Below are 17,687 nucleotides of genomic sequence, written 5' to 3' on the forward strand. Positions count from 1 at the left end.
ATCACTCCTTCAGTTGCTTGAGGAAGTATTCATAGCCGTCATCGGGCTGCATAAAGGTTCCGTTGTCCCCTTCCCGGATCAACATCGTTCCCGTCGCATCGTCCCACCAGGCGAAACGAGGATTGCCCGACGTAGTGCTCCGCATACGGATACCGGGAGAATTGGTCATCAGATCCTCCAGGTGCTCCGGCACGTCCAGGTCGTCAACGCCCGGAATCCCTCTGTTCTTGATGTCGCCATGCGCCGCGATCTTGTCGGCGAGCATCGGCAAGTTGCCCACCTGACTCGCGGGGTCCGGCTTGCCGATCTCGTAGAGCCCGAGCGGGTCCGCCATGAGAAGGGGATCGAGGACATAGAGGAAGGGGTTCGGAGCAGGCCCCAGACCGAGCGGATCGGGGCTGAGGTAGCCGGCCGTCTCCGGGTCGTAGTAGCGGTGCACGTTGTAGTGCAGACCGGTTTCGGGGTCGTAGTACTGCCCCGGTGATCGAAGCGGCGTATAAGTGCGGCTTCCGCGCTTCCAGGCAGAGATCCCCCACAGCGTGCTCCGAGCCCGCCAGGCGACACTGCCGTCCTCACCGACAAGTTCGGTGGGAGCACCCGCCAGATCGGCGACGATGGCAAAGAACCGCGCGTCGATCTCCTCGTGCGAGGCGGTGAGGATGCGTTCGGTCTGGGCGACAGGGCGCAGCCCGTCGTACTCCCAGGACAGGGCGACGGGCTGATTGCCTTCGGCGTCAGTGGTGACCTGCTCGCAGAGAGTGGCTCCGTCCCAGGTGAAACGGGTCTCCTCCACCACGGTGGTTCCCCCGACAGCCAGCCGCTGCTTGGCGATGCGACGCCCCATCGGGTCGTAGCGGTATCGCCAGCACGTCCCGTCGGGGGTGCGTACGGAGGTGAGCCGATCTTCCGCGTCCCACGTGTACGCCCAGGTCTCCGACTTCCGTGAGAGGCGGGTGCGGTGCCGACAGATCAACCGCCCTTGGTCGTCGTACCGGTAACGGGTGGCTCCCGCCCCGACGAGCCGGCCGCCCCCGTGGGTGCGAGGCCCCACCGCCGCCTGGCCGGGATGCCGACTCGGCCAGGCGGCATCCGTCTGCGCTCCGTTCTCGTCGTACGCATAGGACTCCATCCAGTCTTCCGCCCGTACGGCAGTGGTACGACCGGCGGCATCCAGCTCGAAGCTTCGGCTCTCTCCGTTCAGGCCGTCGATGCCGATCAGATGTCCGTCGGCGCGGTAGTGGTAGGAGCGGTCGCTCACGGTGCGCCCGTCACCAGTGGCAACCGCCTGCCCTGTGACTCTGCCGAGTCGGTCGTACCCACGGCTCAGCGACAGAGCGTCGTCCACGTCGAAGGAGAGCAATCGCCGTGCCGCGTCGTAACGGAAGTCGAGGGTGTGCCCGGCGGTACGGACCTGGGCGACCTCGCCACGGCCGTCGTACCGTTTCGTGCTGGTCACACCTGTGGGAGTGGTGCGGCTCAGCGACCGCCCTGCCGCATCGTGCCTGAAGGTGGTGGTCCGACCGTTGACGGTCTCCGAGAGGAGACGTCCCTCGGGGTCACGCTGTAGGACCACGGTGGCGTCGGGGCCCTCGGCCGCGCAGAGTCGGTCGTTCAAGTCGTAGGTGTACGTGCTGATCGCACCGTCCACGTCCTTGACGGTCATGCGGCCGAAGGTGTCTCTGGTGATGCGGACCGTCTGCCCGAGCGCGTTCCTGCGCAGGACGACCTGGCCCTTGGCATCACGGCCGTAGCGCTTCGACCGCCCGTCGAAGTCGGTCTCCGAGACGAGTCGCCCCGCCGCGTCGTACTCGTAACTCCAGCATCGCCCGTCAGGGCGTCCCACCTTGACCAGCCGCAGGGAGGGGTCGTACGCGAAGGAATGGCGGACGCCATCGGGCCCGGTCCGTGCCGCGAGCAGGTTGAAGTGGGTGTACTCGAAGCGTGTCACAGCGCCCATGGCATCGGTGTGGCTGACCCGATTCCCCTCGGCGTCGTACGTCCACACCTCCGTCTGCCCGTCCGCGTCGACTTCCCCGCCCACCGCAGAACCGCGTCCTCGTCCGCCATCCCCTCGATCAGACGCAACGCATCCGACACGTCGTCCGCGAAGTCGTGCAGATTCTTCGAGAGCTGCCGCACCCGGTCCGGATCTCCCGGCGTCGGATCCTTGTCCAGGTCCAGGACATGCCAGTCCCCCGGCCGATTCCCCGCCATGCCGCAACCCCCGTCACGTCCAGTTCGGCAACACCCGTACGCACCAGCGAACTTATAGGGAACGTCGATTCGACACGGCGGCCACCTCACGGCAGGCACCGTGCGCAACCCCGCTTCCCCGGGAAGTACGCCATCGGCCCCGCTCGACCGGGACGCGCCCCATGCCCCTTGATCACAGGTCCCATCGAGCCCGTAGCCTCACCCCATGTCTCGCACCACTCCCCCGCGGACCCTGGACGTCACCACGCTGTTCCCCGAACTCGCGCCCCTGGCCCGTACCGCCGTCCGACTGCATCCGCGTCCAAGTACCCCTACGGTCAGGGACAGTTCGATCGGCGGCCCCCTCCTGTGGCCGGCTGACGAGCCGTGGCCCACCTGCCCCGACCACGACGCGCCCACGCACAGCGGTCTGGTGCCGGGGGACGTACGGAAGCGGCGGCGCATCCTCGCCGACGCCTGGACCCGGCCGCGCGCCGAGGGCGCCGACCTCCTCACCCCCGAGGAGCGCGTGATCGTCGACCGTGCCGTCGCGAGGACGCGGATACCGCAGGACGGCCCGGTCCCGCTCATCCCCGTGGTCCAGCTCTACGCCAGCGACATCCCCGCGCTGCCCCGCCCGGCCGGCACCGACCTGCTGCAAGTCCTCTGGTGCCCCTTCGACCACGACGAGGACTACCTCCCCGCCGCCGAGCTGTACTGGCGGGCCTCCACCGAGGTCACCGACCCGCTCCCCGCGCCCCCGGAGCCGTCGGTGATCGGCAACGACGACTACCTGCCCGAACCGTGCCTCCTCCACCCCGAGACGGTCACCGAGTACCCGGCCCCGCACGAACTGCCCGAGGAGCTGACGGACCGGATCGAGGCCTGGGAGGACGAACAGAACCCGGACGGCGAGGACGACATCGAGGTCGTCGACTACCAGTACGACCTCAGCGTCGCCCCCGGCTGCAAGCTCGGCGGCCACGCGCCTTGGAGCTTCAGCGATCCGTTCCCCATGGCCTGCGCCGAGTGCGGCTCGGACGTCCGCCCGCTGCTCACCGTCGACGGCACCGAATGGGACGGCGGCAGCGGCAGCTGGCGCCCGCTCGAAGACGCCGACTACACGGGCCTGCACTTCCTCGGCCCGGCCTGCGCCACCCAGCTCACGATCGGCCGCGGGTACACCATGCAGATCTACGTGTGCGTGTCCTCGTACGACCATCCGCACGTCCAGAACATGCAGTGACTGTTCTCCGAGCGGGCCTCAGAACGGCGCGAGCAACCGCTCCAGCTCCGCGTCGTACGCCCTGTACCCCGCCTTGCCGGACTCCGGTGCACCGGAGTCCGGGCGCAGGATGTCCGGCAGCTCGGCCACCCGCCACATCCGGAAGACGCCTTCCGGAGTGCTGCGCCCGCCATCGTCCACCAGGTCACAGGCGATGCGGATGATCCCGGCAACCAGGCTTGCGCCCTCCTCGGCCTCCACTCCGGCCGCGATGCCGGCGGTCACCAGAGCGTCCAGCAGACGGGTGAGTTGAACGTCCGCGCCCATCCTGCACATCCGGCGCACCACGTGCGGCTCCTCCAGATACGCGACGTTCCCCGCCGACTCCGGAACCCAGGTGACGCCCGCCGACCAGAGGAGCAGAGACGGCGCCTCGACAGAGTGCTCGCGCAGGTATCCCAGCTCGTCCGAGATGGCCATGACGGGCGCGTCGAACCGGCCGATCGTCCGGACCGCCGCCATGATCCGTGCGATGTCCTCGCCCCTGGGCGCCAGGAAGCCCCCCACCGAGACATCGCCCAGGTCCCAGGTGCCGGCGTGGTTCACCGCGCCGATCTCGACGACTCCGCCCAGCGCGGCGAACACGGTACGGGCATAGCTCTGCGGGTGGATCGCCGCTCCCCCGGTCAGCCCTGGCCGACGAAGCCGATGAACGCCGTCCAGGCCGCGGGGGCCATCGCCAGGCGCGCGCCGCCCGGCTTCTTGGAGTCACGGATGTGGATCGCGGTGGGGGTGGGGGCTATCTCGACGCAGTCGTTTCCGTTACTGCTGTCGCTGTAGCTGCTCTTGAACCAGAGAAGATCCGAGGAGATCTCGGTGGAGGTCATGTGGATCATGTTTCTCCCAGCGCTCGCTCGATGAAAGCCACGGACTCTCCTGGCGTGAGCGCCTGGGCCCGGATGATGCCGTACCGCAGCTCCAGAACCCGGATATGCCGTGGGTCCGAAACCGGCCGCCCGGCGAACTCGTCGTCCGTGCGCCCGACGGCAGTACCGTCCCCGAACTTCAGCACCTGGATCCGCCCACCTGTGCCCGGGTGATCGGCGCGACTTGTCGGCATCACCTGAAGCTCCACATACGGCAACCGGGCCACCTCCAGCATGTGTTCGAGCTGGCGGCGCAGCACCATTGTGCCCCCGACAGGTCGGCGCAAGGTCACCTCTTCTTGGACGAAGCTGAGTTCGGGCGCCGGCGACCGCTCGAAGACGGACTTGCGGGCCACCCTCGCGGCAACCATTCGCTGCAACTCGTCCGGCGAATAGGCCGGCCGCCAGGTACCGAGCAACGCACGTGCGTACTCAGGCGTCTGCAACAACCCATGGATGTTGTGGTTGCTGTACAGCAGCAGCTCAACGGCCCGCTCCTCCAGCAGCTTCAGCTCGCGGACCTTCTTCGGGTATCGGGCCTTCTCCATGTCGTCCTTGAAGGCCCGGAGATGCCCACCCGCGTTCAGGACGTCGTCCGCGCGATCCAGGAAGTCCGCCCGGGGAATCCGCGCCCCGCGCTCCACCTTCCGGACCAGGTCCTCCCCGTAGCCGATGGCCCGCCCGAACTCGACCACCCGCATCCCGGCCGCCTCCCGCCAGAGCCTGACCTGGCGGCCGGCCGCCTCGACCACCGGGGCGATCTCGTCCTCGGGGCTCACGTCCCACCCCGGCTCGTCCGCACTCTCGCTACTCACACCCACCCACCTCCAACGCGCACCGTTCCCGAACGGCACCCAGGACAGCCGGGACAGATCAGGACAACGACCGGACAATCCCAGTACGCACCGACGTCTTCGCAGCTCACCGTAGGCAGGGTCGGACACGCTGAGTGACGTGAATCAGGAATCCGCCGGGCCCGAGGCCCAACGCGTCGAACCCGTCCGCAACTTCAGCGTGCTGCTGTCCCCCACGCCACGCGGTGCCCGTCTGGGGAGGCTGCTGGCGATCGAACAACTCCGCTCCTGGGGAAGCCCGTTGAGCCCGGCCGACCAGGTCGTCGCCGAGCTCGCGACGAACGCGGCGACGCACGGACGCGTGCCGGGACGCGACTTCCGGCTCACGCTGTACGTCGTCGGCGACACCCTCCGCATCGAGGTGACGGACACCGTGGGTGACCGGCTTCCCCGACTCGGTGCGGTGGAGGCCGGCATCGACTCGGGCCGCGGCCTGCTCCTCGTGGACACGTTCGCGGACCGCTGGGGCGTGACACCAGGACCCGCCCCACGCAAGACCGTCTGGGCCGAACTGTCCCTCGCGTCCGGGGGGTCCGTCCCGGCACCCACCGGATCGCGGAACGTCACGACCCGGTGAGCCGCGACGCGGCCGCGCGCGACATCAAAAGGCTCTTCAAAACCCGAGGTGAGAACCACCTGCCAACCCACCAGCCTCCCCGAGGCCGGCTCATCACTCGCAAGGGTGACAATCGCCAACCGGGCTGGATTTAGGAGCTATTGCCGGGCATATGCTCGCGGCGGCAACACAACCGCAGACAGACAACGGCCCCCGGCCGGGACTGGCATCCCGATCGAGGGCCTCACCAACAAGGAAGAAACAGGCTTCCCGATGGGTACCCAGAACTTTAGCGCGCCCCCGTGCGCCCAGCCCCGGATTCCGCGGGGCGTCACCCACATCAACGTCCGCCACACCGCGCGGTTCACGACGGTCGGCAACCACCTCACCCAGCACCGCGCGCTGTCCCTCACCGCGATCGGACTCGCCGCCCACATCCAGTCGCTGCCCGAAGGGGCCCGCGTCGACATCAAGTCGCTCGCCGCGCGCTTCCGGGAGGGTGAGACGCGCATCGCGGCGGGTCTGCGGGAGCTGGAGGCCCACGGCTATCTGTCCCGCAGGCGGGAGCGGCTGCCGAGCGGCCGGGTCGTCACGCACACGGTGTCGTACAACCAGCCGCAGGGGCTTGCCGCTTCTGCCGCCCTGCCGACGGCACCCGAGCCGGGCCCGCCACCGGGAACACCCCGGAAGCCCAATCACCAAGAGCCGCCCGAGCCCGTACTCGAAGACGCCCCCGCTCCGGCTTCCCCTGTCCCCACCGGGACCGGTCCGGCCCCCACAGCCGCACCCGAGCGCCCCCTCCCCACCCCCGACACGCACGACCCCGACCGCCACCTCACGGCCACCGTGCTCCTCGCGAGCCTCCACCGGGAGGACCCGCGTCTCCTGCTCTCGGAGCGCGACGTGAACCGCCTCGCTCCGGCAGTCAGCGCCTGGCTGGAACGCGGTGTCGCGCCCGGGGCCGTACGGGCCACTCTGACCTCGGGCCTGCCCCGGGAACCGCTGCGCCATCCGGCGGGCGTCATGTCGCACCGGCTCACGGAGTCGCTGCCGCCCCGGACACCCACCGTCCCGGTGACAGCCCGCCCGCATCCGCTCCAGAACTGCGACGGCTGCGACCGCGCCTTCCGCGCGTCCGAACCGGGCCGCTGCGCCCGCTGCCGGCAGCGGTCCGGTCTCCCGGAGGCCGCCGCCTGAGCCGGACGTGGCGAAGGGCTCGTACGACCGGGGCCGTACGAGCCCTTCCCGGAGAGCCCGGCTCCGTCAGATCAGACCCTGCTCCAGCATCGCGCCCGCGACCCGCTCGAAGCCCGCGATGTTCGCGCCGCTGACGTAGTCGCCCGCGACGCCGTAGCGCTCGGCGGTCTCGTGGCAGATGGCGTGGATGTTGTTCATGATCTGGGTCAGCTCGTCCTCGACCCGCTCCCGCGACCACGAGGTCCGGGCGTGGTTCTGGCTCATCTCCAGCGCGCTGACCGCGACACCGCCCGCGTTGGCAGCCTTGCCGGGGCCGAAGGCGACGCCCGCCTTCTGGAAGAGGTGGACCGCCTCGGGGGTGGTGGGCATGTTGGCGCCCTCGGAGACCGCCTTGACGCCGTTGCCGATCAGGGTGGCCGCCGCGGCCGCGTCCAGTTCGTTCTGGGTGGCCGAGGGCAGCGCGACATCGCCCGGCACGTCCCAGACGCTGCCGTTCGCGACGAACCGCGCCGACGCGCCGCGCCGGGCCGCGTAGTCGGAGACCCGGCCGCGCTCGACCTCCTTGACCTGCTTGAGCAGCTCGACGTCGATGCCCTTGTCGTCGACGACGTAACCGGTCGAGTCGGAGCAGGTCACCGGGTTGGCACCGAGAGCGATGAGCTTCTCGATCGTGTACGTGGCGACGTTGCCGGAACCGGAGACGACCACGGTCTGGCCCTCCAGGTCCTCGCCGCGCTCCCGCAGCATCGCGGCGGCGAACAGGACGTTGCCGTATCCGGTCGCCTCGGGCCGGATCAGCGAACCGCCCCAGTGCGTGCCCTTGCCGGTGAGGACACCGGCCTCCCAGCGGTTGGTGATGCGCCGGTACTGGCCGAACAGGTAGCCGATCTCCCGGCCGCCCACGCCGATGTCGCCCGCCGGCACGTCCGTGTGCTCACCGATGTGCCGGTACAGCTCCGTCATGAACGACTGGCAGAACCGCATGACCTCGTCGTCCGACCTGCCGCGCGGGTCGAAGTCGCTGCCGCCCTTGCCGCCGCCGATGCCGAGACCGGTCAGCGCGTTCTTGAAGATCTGCTCGAAGCCGAGGAACTTCACGATGCCCAGGTTCACCGACGGGTGGAACCGCAGACCGCCCTTGTACGGGCCGAGCGCGCTGTTGAACTCCACGCGGTAGCCGCGGTTGACGTGAACCTTGCCGTGGTCGTCCTGCCACGGGACACGGAAGATGATCTGCCGCTCGGGCTCCACCAGCCGTTCGACGAGGGCCGCGTCCGCGAGCTCCGGACGCTGCGAGAGGGCCGGAGCCAGCGTTTCGAGCACCTCGTTCGCGGCCTGGAGAAACTCGGGCTGCGCCGGATTGCGCCGCTCGATGTCGACGAGCAAGGAGGCGATACGGCTCTTCGTGTCAGGACGGGTCACCTGGGGTCCCTTCAGACGGGGTTGCCGGAACGGCTGACCGGAGTCGGTTCTACCGGTCGGTTCCGGCGGCATTGGTGCGCAGACCAGTCGAGCCCCCGCCCACGGGCGGGAGGCCGTCCCTACAGTCTTCCTTCTGAATTACGGCCGCGTTACGTGATTATGCCGACACGCGCCAGGAATCGTTTCACCTGGAGGAACCACCCTCACCTCGTAACAACGTTCGGATTTCGTATACGGATGCGACCGCTTCGTCGGGTGGACCGGACACGTCGCGCGGTGGACCGGGCAGGCGTTCCGGACAGGGCCGGACATGGCGAAGGGGCCCGTACGACCGAAGTCGTACGGGCCCCTTCTGGAGCTCAGCTCAGGCTGTAGCTACCGGGTCAGGCTCAAGATCACTTGGTGATCTTGGTGACCTGGCCGGCGCCCACGGTCCGGCCACCCTCACGGATGGCGAACTTCAGGCCCTCTTCCATCGCGACGGGCTGGATGAGCGAAACGGTCATCTCAGTGTTGTCGCCCGGCATGACCATCTCCGTGCCCTCGGGGAGGGTCACAACACCGGTCACGTCAGTCGTACGGAAGTAGAACTGCGGACGGTAGTTGTTGAAGAACGGCGTGTGGCGGCCACCCTCGTCCTTGGACAGGATGTAGGCCTGGGCCTCGAACTCGGTGTGCGGCGTGACCGAACCGGGCTTGATGATGACCTGGCCGCGCTCGACGTCCTCGCGCTTGATGCCACGGAGGAGCAGACCGACGTTCTCACCGGCCTGGCCCTCGTCGAGCAGCTTGCGGAACATCTCGATGCCGGTGACCGTGGTGGTGGTCTTCTCCTGCTTGATGCCGATGATGTCAACGGTCTCGTTGACCTTCAGGACACCACGCTCGATACGGCCGGTGACGACCGTACCGCGACCGGTGATCGTGAAGACGTCCTCGACGGGCATGAGGAACGGCTTCTCGGTGTCACGCGGCGGGGTCGGGATGGCCTCGTCGACGGCGGCCATGAGGTCCAGAACGGTCTGGCCCCACTCCTTGTCGCCCTCGAGCGCCTTGAGCGCCGAGACCTTGACGACCGGAAGGTCGTCGCCCGGGAACTCGTACTCGGAGAGGAGCTCACGGACCTCGAGCTCGACGAGCTCCAGGATCTCCTCGTCGTCCACCATGTCGGCCTTGTTCAGGGCGACGACGATGTACGGAACGCCGACCTGGCGGGCCAGGAGCACGTGCTCCTTGGTCTGCGGCATCGGGCCGTCGGTCGCGGCGACGACGAGAATGGCGCCGTCCATCTGCGCCGCACCCGTGATCATGTTCTTGATGTAGTCCGCGTGACCGGGGCAGTCGACGTGGGCGTAGTGACGGCCCTCCGTCTGGTACTCGACGTGCGCGATCGAGATCGTGATACCGCGCTGGCGCTCTTCGGGAGCCTTGTCGATCTGGTCGAAGGCCGAGGCCTCGTTCAGGTCCGGGTACGCGTCGTGCAGCACCTTGGTAATGGCGGCCGTGAGGGTCGTCTTACCGTGGTCGATGTGACCGATGGTGCCGATGTTGACGTGCGGCTTAGTCCGCTCGAACTTTGCCTTCGCCACTGGGGTCCTCCTGCGGAGTGGTTCTGGTACGCCTTACTCATCGGCGCCAGGTGATCTTTGCTGGGATGCCGCCCGCCGGGGTTTTCCCTTCCGGGGAAGCCCCGGCGGTCGGTGTCAAGCCTAAAGCGTGCAAACGGGGTGTGTTACTCGCCCTTGGCCTTCGCGATGATCTCCTCGGCGACGTTCCTGGGAACCTCGGCGTAGGAGTCGAACTGCATCGAGTAGCTTGCGCGACCCGACGTCTTGCTGCGGAGGTCTCCGACGTAGCCGAACATCTCCGAGAGGGGCACGAGGCCCTTCACGACGCGAGCGCCGCTGCGCTCCTCCATGGCCTGGATCTGGCCACGGCGGGAGTTGAGGTCGCCGATGACATCACCCATCGACTCCTCGGGCGTGGTGACCTCGACGGCCATCATCGGCTCGAGCAGCACGGGGCTGGCCTTGCGCGCGGCCTCCTTGAAGGCCTGCGAACCGGCGATCTTGAACGCGAGCTCGGACGAGTCGACCTCGTGGTAGCCACCGTCGAGAAGAATGACGCGGACGCCCGTCATCTCGTAGCCGGCCAGGATGCCGAACTGCATGGCCTCCTGCGCACCGGCGTCCACCGACGGGATGTACTCCCGCGGGATACGGCCACCGGTGACCTTGTTCACGAACTCGTACGCCGGACCGTCGGTCTCGGTGATGGGCTCGATCGCGATCTGCACCTTGGCGAACTGACCGGTACCACCGGTCTGCTTCTTGTGGGTGAAGTCGTGACGCTCGACGGTCTTGCGGATCGTCTCACGGTAGGCGACCTGCGGCTTACCGACGTTGGCCTCGACCCTGAACTCACGCTTCATACGGTCGACCAGCACCTCGAGGTGCAGCTCGCCCATACCGCCGAGGATGGTCTGGCCGGTCTCCTCGTCCGAGTGAACGTGGAAGGAGGGGTCCTCCTCCGCGAGACGCTGGATGGCGACACCCAGCTTCTCCTGGTCACCCTTGGACTTGGGCTCGATGGCGACCTGGATGACCGGCGCCGGGAAGTCCATGGACTCCAGGATCACCGGGTTCTTGTCATCACAGAGCGTCTCACCGGTCGTGGTCTGCTTCAGACCCATCACGGCGACGATGTCGCCGGCGCCCACCGCTTCGATCTCCTCACGCTTGTTCGCGTGCATGCGGTAGATCTTGCCGATGCGCTCCTTCTTGCCCTTGACGGAGTTCAGCACGGCAGTGCCGGTCTCCAGGCGGCCCGAGTAAACCCGGACGAAGGTGAGCTTGCCGAGGTGCGGGTCGCTCATGATCTTGAACGCGAGGGCGGACAGCGGCTCGTCCTCGGACGGCTTGCGCTTGACGACCAGCTCCGGGTCCTTCACGTCGTGGCCCTCGATGGCCTCGACGTCAAGCGGAGTCGGCAGGTAGCGCACGACCGCGTCGAGCAGGGGCTGAACGCCCTTGTTCTTGAACGCGGTGCCACAGAACACCGGGGTGACCGTGACGCCGTCGGACTTGCCGGACGCGATGGTGACGCGACGGATCGCGGCGTACAGCTGCTCCTCGGTGGGCTCCTGGCCCTCCAGGAACAGCTCCATGATCTCGTCGTCGTGCTCAGCGACGGTCTCGACCAGCTTGCCGCGGTACTCCTCGGCAGCCTCGGCGTGCGTGGCCGGGATGTCGACGACGTCGTACATCTCGCCCTTGGCGGCCTCGGCGGACCACACGAGCGCCTTCATGCGGACCAGGTCCACAACGCCCTTGAAGTCCATCTCGGCACCGATCGGGAGCTGCATGATGATCGGAACGGCACCGAGCCGGTCCTTGATCATGTCCACGCAGCGGTGGAACTCGGCGCCGGTGCGGTCAAGCTTGTTCACGAAGCAGATGCGCGGCACGCCGTAACGGTCGGCCTGACGCCACACCGTCTCGGACTGCGGCTCGACACCGGCGACACCGTCGAACACCGTGACGGCACCGTCGAGGACGCGGAGCGAACGCTCCACCTCGACCGTGAAGTCGACGTGCCCCGGGGTGTCGATGATGTTGATCGTGTAGTCGTTGTCCTCAAGCGGCCAGTGACAGGTGGTGGCAGCAGAGGTGATCGTGATGCCACGCTCCTGCTCCTGCTCCATCCAGTCCATGGTGGCGGCGCCGTCGTGGACTTCACCGATCTTGTAGCTGACGCCGGTGTAGAAGAGGATCCGCTCGGTGGTGGTCGTCTTGCCCGCGTCGATGTGGGCCATGATCCCAATGTTGCGGACCCTGGCCAGGTCAAGTGAAGTGGTAGCCATAAGGCTTCAGTCTTCTCTCGGTCTCGATGTGGGTAGCGACTACCAGCGGTAGTGCGCGAAGGCCTTGTTGGACTCGGCCATCTTGTGGGTGTCCTCGCGCTTCTTCACAGCGGCACCAAGGCCGTTGGAGGCGTCGAGAAGCTCGTTGAGCAGACGCTCGGTCATGGTCTTCTCGCGACGGGCGCGGGAGTAACCGACGAGCCAGCGCAGCGCGAGCGTGTTGGCGCGACCGGGCTTGACCTCGATCGGAACCTGGTACGTCGCACCACCGACACGGCGGGACTTGACTTCGAGCGTGGGCTTGATGTTCTCCAGCGCGCGCTTCAGCGTGATGATCGGGTCGTTGCCCGTCTTCTCACGCAGACCCTCCATGGCGCCGTAGACGATGCGCTCGGCGGTGGAGCGCTTGCCGTTGAGCAGCACCTTGTTGATGAGGGAGGTCACCAGAGGGGAACCGTAGACCGGGTCGATGATGACCGGGCGCTTCGGGGCGGGGCCCTTACGAGGCATTTCTACTTCTCCTTCTTGGCGCCGTAGCGGCTGCGGGCCTGCTTGCGGTTCTTGACACCCTGGGTGTCGAGGGAACCGCGGATGATCTTGTAACGAACACCGGGCAGGTCCTTCACACGGCCGCCGCGCACGAGCACGATGGAGTGCTCCTGCAGGTTGTGTCCCTCACCCGGAATGTAAGCCGTGACCTCGATCCCGCTGGTCAGACGCACACGCGCGACCTTACGCAGGGCCGAGTTCGGCTTCTTCGGGGTGGTCGTGAACACACGCGTGCAGACGCCGCGACGCTGGGGCGAACCCTCGAGTGCGGGCGTCTTGTTCTTCTCGACCTTGTCCTGCCGGCCCTTCCGGACCAGCTGCTGGATCGTAGGCACTACTTCTCCGGTTTCTGTGTGCCGAATGGTGAAGCTAACCTGGAACGCCACCGACCCACGCGGTCGGGTGTGTCGAATACTGCAGACCCTCGCCGCAAGGCGAAAAGGGCGCAGATTGCGGTGGCCGCTTACGGCTCCCCTTGCGGTCTGAAGGCACGCACGAGAGCCAGGGCACACCCCAGGCACAAGGTAAGAGCGTACCTACCTCACGGACTTCGGTCAAAACAAATGCCGTGCCGCCCGACACGCCGGACTTCTCCCGATCCATTCTCGGGGCACTTCACACTTGGCGCAGCTTGTCATCGGTTCCCCGAGGAATGTCCCCGATTCGGTCCGCACCGCACACACTGGGTGAGTACGTTGACCCGTTGCCGCGCACCGGTCACTGTGCGTCGGCCACGGGGGCCGATCGGGGGACGGGGGATGGACTCATGGGGGCTGCGCCCTTAGGCGAGGACGAGAGCCTGGACGACCGGGTGCCTTTCCTGGCACGTCTGGAGGGCGAGGACCGCTCGGCGCTGCTGTCCCTCGGCCGCGAGCTGTCCTTCGCGCCCCGGACGGTGCTCCTGCACCAGAGCGAGCCCTCCTCGCACGTGCTGATCGTGACGCACGGCTGGACGAAGGTGACGGCGGCCGCCGCCAACGGCTACGAGGCGCTGCTCGCGCTGCGCGGCCCCGGCGACATCGTGGGCGAGTCCGCCGCGCTCACCGGCCGGCCGCGCTCCGCGACGGTGACGGCCCTGGAGCCGGTCCGTACGGTCGCGCTCGTACGCGAACACTTCCGGGACTTCCTCGCCGGCTCCCCCGCGGTCTCCTTCGCCCTCCTCGGCCTCACCTCGGACCGCACCCGCGCCGCCGACCGCCGCCGCCTGGAGTTCGCCTCCATGAGCGTGCGCGAGCGGTTCGCGGCGCTCCTGCTCGATCTGGCCCGCACGAACGGCCGCCGCACCGAGGAGGGCGTCGAACTCTCCGTCCCGCTGAGCAAGCAGGAGCTGGCGGGCTCGGTGGGGGCGTCCCGGGAGATGGTCCAGCGCCTGCTGAAGGAACTCCGGGAGCGGGAAGCGGTGCTGACGGGCCGGCGGACGATGGTGATCCTGCGCATGGACGTCCTGCGGCGGATCGCCCGCCGATGAACCGCCGGCCCCCACCGGAACGCCCCGACGGCCCCGCCCGTGCGGACCGCCGGCCCCCACCGGAACGCCCCCGCGGCCCCGCCCGTGCGGACCGCCGGCCCGCACGGGTTCGCGCCGCCGACCATGCCCACGGGGACCACCCCGTGGTGACCCCCCTGACGGCCGGGGCTCCCGTGACTGCGGGCGACTTCTGTGCACACGGTCACACTTCGAGTGGGACATCCGCCCTCACACCCGGCCCACCGGTGACGCCACCCTGCTTGCCAGGCGAGGCCCCCACCGAGAGGCGACCATGACCGACCCCGTGAGCCGGACGATCCTGCTGCTGGACATCGAGAAGTACAGCGACCGGGACGACGTGGAGCAGGCCTACCTGCGCCGGATGCTGTACGACATCACGGACCGCGCGCTGGAGAGCGCCGGCATCGACGAACGGCTGCGCCTGCGGGCGGACCGCGGCGACTCGGTGATGGAACTGATCGACGCCAACGCCTCCGTCACCGCACTGCTGCGCACCCTGCTCACCGAGGTGCCCGACCTGCTCCGCGCGGTCAACCGGACGGCGTCGAGCTCGGCCCAGATCCGGCTGCGCGGGGTCGTCGCCACCGGATACGTCGCCGTCGACGAGCTCGACGGCTGGGTCGGCTCCGACCTCAACCACGCCTGCCGGCTCCTCGACGCCGGGCTGCTGCGCGCCGCCCTGCGGGAGCGGCCGGACGACTTCGCCCTGTGCGTCTCCGAGAGCGTGCACGCCGGGATCGTGCGGCACGACCACCCGGGCATCCCGGCGCAGGACTTCCACGCGGTGACGGTGGACAGCAAGAACGGACCCCTGCGGGCCTGGCTGCACGGCCCGGTCCCGCACGGGGCTCACCGCCCCGGTGAAAGCCGGGGAGCCCCGGCGCCGGACTGCTCGGGGGAGAGCCCGGCGCCGGGGGCGGACACCACCACACCCCGGGCGGAGCCAACGTCGGCGACGGATCCGACGGCGACCGCGGCAACGCGTGCGGCGGCGATCCCCGGCCCGCACGAGACCCCCCGGACAGAACAGCCCGGGGAGCCAGGACAGCCAGGACAGACCGCGCAGCCCGCGCAGCAGCCCGCCCAGGCCGCCGCGCCGCCCGCGAACGTCGTCTTCACCTTCGGCGGCGGCTCCCCCAGCTTCGGCGGAAGCCTCGTCGCGGGCGATCAGCACGGGGTGTCCGGCGGGCAGGTCACCGGGGACGTCCACCTGGGCCGGAGCGGGGGTGAGCCCGCGTGACGGTCTCCGCGCCCCCGACACGGGGCGGCCACGACGACGCACCGCCCCAGGACGCTCCATGGACCCCGGCACCGGACCCGGACTCCGAGGCGGGCGGCGACGCGGGCGAGCCCGAGGAGGAGACCCAGGAGGCCAGGGCCGCACAGCGCGAACTCGTCGCGCACACCCCGGGATTCATCTTCGACGAGGCCGCGTCCTTCGGCGGCAGCCTGGTCGCCGGGGCCCAGCACGGGGTGTCCGCCGGCGGCTCCGCCCGTGACGTGTTCCTGGGCGGCAAGACGGAGATCCACCACCACGGGACGGGCTCCGTGCCGGCGGCCCACGTCTCCGGCGAGATCCCCCGGCAGCGGCTCGACGCGCTCGCCTCGGTCTTCGTCGAGGGCCCCGCCTTCGCCGCCGCCCTGGCCCGGCTGCGCGACGAGCGCGTCCTGGTCCTCGCCGGCGCCCACTCGACCGGCCGCTACGCCGCGGCGCTCATGCTCCTGCACCACCTGGGCGTGCCGGCCGTGCACGCGCTGTCCGCCGAGACCGGCCCGGCGAACCTCGGTGCCCAGCTCACCGCGCCCGGCGGCCACGTCCTGCGCGATCTGCCGCTGAGCCGCAACCGCCCGCTGCGCGACACCCACCTGTACGCGGCCCGCGACCGGCTCGCGAAGACCGGCGGGTACCTGGTCGTGACCCTGGAGAACTCCCCGTTCCTGCTGGGAGTCACCCCCTGCCCCTGGGAACCACCGCAGGCGGCCGCGGTGCTGCGCGCCCACCTGGCCGTCCTGCGGAAGGACCCCGCCGACCTCGCCGGTCTGCTCGCCCTCGGGCCCGTCCGCGACTTCCTCGCGCGCGGCGCCCACCGGCCCGCCGAGGTGGCCCGGTTCGCCGTCGAGGTCGCCCGCTACGACGGCGGCGAAGAGGCGGCGGCCCGCCTCGCCGACTTCGGGCACGCGGCCGTCGAGCAGCAGTGCAGGGAGTGGCTCGGCGACCCCGAGGCCACCCTGCGCGACAAGGCGTTCCTCATCTCGCTCGCCGTCTTCGACCAGGCGCCGTACGTGCTCGCCGCCGAACTCGCCGACACGCTGTACGTGCACTTCCAGCGGCTCCAGCATCCCGAGCAGCCGCCGGAGATCCCGGTGTTCGGACTGGCCCCCGAGAACCGGCTGGAGCGGGCGTGGGCCGAGGGCGAGGTACGGGTCGAGACCACCAAATGGGGCTCGGTACCGCAGTTCACGGCCCGCTTCAAGAAGGAGAACACCCCGCAGGTGCTGCTCGGCGAGGTCTGGACGGGCCACCCGTCGGCGCGGCCCGCGCTGGTCACCTGGCTGAAGGAACTGGCCCGCGACAGACGTCCGGTCGTCCGGACCCGGGCCGCCGCCGCGGCCGCGCTGCTGGCCCGCGCCGACCTGCCCTCGGCGATGGAACTGCTGATCGACGGCTGGGCGGTGTCCAAGGCCTTCGGTCCCCGGCTCACCGCCGCGAACACCCTCACCCTCGCCCAGTTCCTCGACGCGCCCGTCGTCCTGCGCCTGCTCACCCAGTGGTGCACGGACACCCACTGGGCCCGCCGCTGGACCGCGATCCGCGCCTTCGGCCTGCTCACCCCGCTGCGCCCCGACCTCGCGGGCCCGGCACTGAGCGCGCTCGCCGCCCGCGCCCGTGCCGGAGGTGGCGGCGGGACCGAGTCCAAGAACCTGGTCGACTCGACGGCCCTGCTGCTCTCGGTGGGCGCCCGGCGCGGCGAGATGCTCTCCGAGCTGGTGCGCCTCCTGCACCACGACACGGCCTCGGTCCGCGCGCTCGCGCTGGGGGCCTTCGTGCGCGCCTGCGACAACGCCGAGGAGGGCGCGCTCGTCGAGTGGTACGCCGACACCGGCATGTACGAGACGGACTCGGCCCGTGACCTGGCCACCCTCTGGCGGACCTCGCTCGGCGACCACGGGCAGACCCGGGGCGCCCTGGCCGCCCTGCGCACCTGGGTCGTGCTGGCCGAGAGCCGGGCGGACGTCGCGCAGGCCCTGGAGCTGCTGCTGCCCGCGCTCGTCGTCACGGCGGACGACCACAAACGCCTGAGCCACCATCTGGTCAATCTGCGCACCCCGGACGGCGGCGCGCGGCCGGCCGTGGCCGACCGCCTGCTCCGCGTGCTGACCCCCTCCATCCCAGATCCATCGAGGAGTTGAACC

General features: G+C 69.3%; 15 protein-coding genes and 1 pseudogene. 6 read left to right on the forward strand and 10 right to left on the reverse strand.

The features are described 5' to 3' along the window. Position 1: 1 nt before the first annotated feature. Positions 2 to 2,041: an RHS repeat-associated core domain-containing protein gene (locus ACF07B_RS16460; RefSeq protein WP_392179417.1), complete on the reverse strand. Its 2,040-nt coding sequence runs from the start codon at positions 2,039 to 2,041 to the stop codon at positions 2 to 4. After that, positions 2,020 to 2,214 (reverse strand): annotated as a pseudogene (locus ACF07B_RS16465) (hypothetical protein); the annotation flags it as partial. The gene ACF07B_RS16460 and the pseudogene ACF07B_RS16465, both read right to left, overlap by 22 nt. Before the next feature lie 205 nt (positions 2,215 to 2,419). Between ACF07B_RS16465 and ACF07B_RS16470 the strand changes: the two are divergent. Next, positions 2,420 to 3,439, forward strand: a complete 1,020-nt coding sequence (locus ACF07B_RS16470) for a hypothetical protein (protein WP_392179418.1) — start codon at positions 2,420 to 2,422, stop codon at positions 3,437 to 3,439. An 18-nt stretch (positions 3,440 to 3,457) separates the two neighbouring features. Here the strand turns inward: ACF07B_RS16470 and ACF07B_RS16475 are convergent, their stop codons facing one another. Genes ACF07B_RS16475 through ACF07B_RS16485 form a run of 3 tightly spaced genes read right to left on the reverse strand, consistent with a single transcriptional unit; the run spans position 3,458 to position 5,123 of the window. After that, complete coding sequence (locus ACF07B_RS16475) at positions 3,458 to 4,063, reverse strand: hypothetical protein (protein ID WP_392179419.1); 606 nt, start codon at positions 4,061 to 4,063, stop codon at positions 3,458 to 3,460. A 41-nt stretch (positions 4,064 to 4,104) separates the two neighbouring features. After that, the gene (locus ACF07B_RS16480; RefSeq protein ID WP_392179420.1) at positions 4,105 to 4,314 is read right to left on the reverse strand and encodes a DUF397 domain-containing protein; all 210 of its coding nucleotides are present in this window, start codon (positions 4,312 to 4,314) and stop codon (positions 4,105 to 4,107) included. Then, entirely contained in the window at positions 4,311 to 5,123 is an 813-nt protein-coding gene (locus ACF07B_RS16485) for a helix-turn-helix domain-containing protein (RefSeq protein WP_392179421.1), read from the reverse strand. The genes ACF07B_RS16480 and ACF07B_RS16485 overlap by 4 nt, the downstream gene beginning before the upstream one ends. A 175-nt stretch (positions 5,124 to 5,298) precedes the next feature. On the opposite strand from ACF07B_RS16485, the gene ACF07B_RS16490 reads away from it, so the two are divergent. Together ACF07B_RS16490 and ACF07B_RS16495 are read left to right on the forward strand one after the other, a co-directional pair. Then, positions 5,299 to 5,775, forward strand: a complete 477-nt coding sequence (locus ACF07B_RS16490) for an ATP-binding protein (RefSeq protein ID WP_392179422.1) — start codon at positions 5,299 to 5,301, stop codon at positions 5,773 to 5,775. A gap of 252 nt (positions 5,776 to 6,027) precedes the next feature. Beyond that, positions 6,028 to 6,951, forward strand: coding sequence for a helix-turn-helix domain-containing protein (locus tag ACF07B_RS16495; protein ID WP_392179423.1), 924 nt, complete (start codon positions 6,028 to 6,030; stop codon positions 6,949 to 6,951). A gap of 66 nt (positions 6,952 to 7,017) precedes the next feature. On the opposite strand, the gene gdhA is transcribed toward ACF07B_RS16495, so the two are convergent. From gdhA to rpsL, 5 genes are all read right to left on the reverse strand, one after another. Next, the gene (gene gdhA / locus ACF07B_RS16500) at positions 7,018 to 8,373 is read right to left on the reverse strand and encodes an NADP-specific glutamate dehydrogenase (RefSeq protein WP_369480862.1); all 1,356 of its coding nucleotides are present in this window, start codon (positions 8,371 to 8,373) and stop codon (positions 7,018 to 7,020) included. Between the two features lie 395 nt (positions 8,374 to 8,768). Beyond that, a complete protein-coding gene (tuf, locus tag ACF07B_RS16505; protein WP_362404290.1) occupies positions 8,769 to 9,962 on the reverse strand; it encodes an elongation factor Tu in 1,194 nt (397 codons plus the stop codon). Positions 9,963 to 10,105: 143 nt separating this feature from the next. Continuing rightward, entirely contained in the window at positions 10,106 to 12,235 is a 2,130-nt protein-coding gene (fusA, locus tag ACF07B_RS16510) for an elongation factor G (protein ID WP_369480863.1), read from the reverse strand. 39 nt (positions 12,236 to 12,274) lie between these two features. Further along, complete coding sequence (gene rpsG / locus ACF07B_RS16515) at positions 12,275 to 12,745, reverse strand: 30S ribosomal protein S7 (RefSeq protein ID WP_003992340.1); 471 nt, start codon at positions 12,743 to 12,745, stop codon at positions 12,275 to 12,277. A 2-nt stretch (positions 12,746 to 12,747) separates the two neighbouring features. After that, positions 12,748 to 13,119, reverse strand: a complete 372-nt coding sequence (rpsL, locus tag ACF07B_RS16520; RefSeq protein ID WP_003948652.1) for a 30S ribosomal protein S12 — start codon at positions 13,117 to 13,119, stop codon at positions 12,748 to 12,750. A gap of 431 nt (positions 13,120 to 13,550) precedes the next feature. Here rpsL and ACF07B_RS16525 point away from each other — a divergent pair, with 431 nt between their 5' ends. From ACF07B_RS16525 to ACF07B_RS16535, 3 genes are all read left to right on the forward strand, one after another. Next, complete coding sequence (locus ACF07B_RS16525) at positions 13,551 to 14,252, forward strand: Crp/Fnr family transcriptional regulator (protein ID WP_369480864.1); 702 nt, start codon at positions 13,551 to 13,553, stop codon at positions 14,250 to 14,252. Between the two features lie 292 nt (positions 14,253 to 14,544). After that, positions 14,545 to 15,513, forward strand: a complete 969-nt coding sequence (locus ACF07B_RS16530; protein ID WP_392179424.1) for a hypothetical protein — start codon at positions 14,545 to 14,547, stop codon at positions 15,511 to 15,513. Continuing rightward, a complete protein-coding gene (locus tag ACF07B_RS16535; protein ID WP_392179425.1) occupies positions 15,510 to 17,684 on the forward strand; it encodes a hypothetical protein in 2,175 nt (724 codons plus the stop codon). Before ACF07B_RS16530 ends, ACF07B_RS16535 begins: the two co-directional genes overlap by 4 nt. The last annotated feature ends 3 nt before the right edge of the window (positions 17,685 to 17,687 follow it).

Source organism: Streptomyces sp. NPDC015532, assembly GCF_043078065.1.
Classification (GTDB): Bacteria; Actinomycetota; Actinomycetes; order Streptomycetales; family Streptomycetaceae; genus Streptomyces.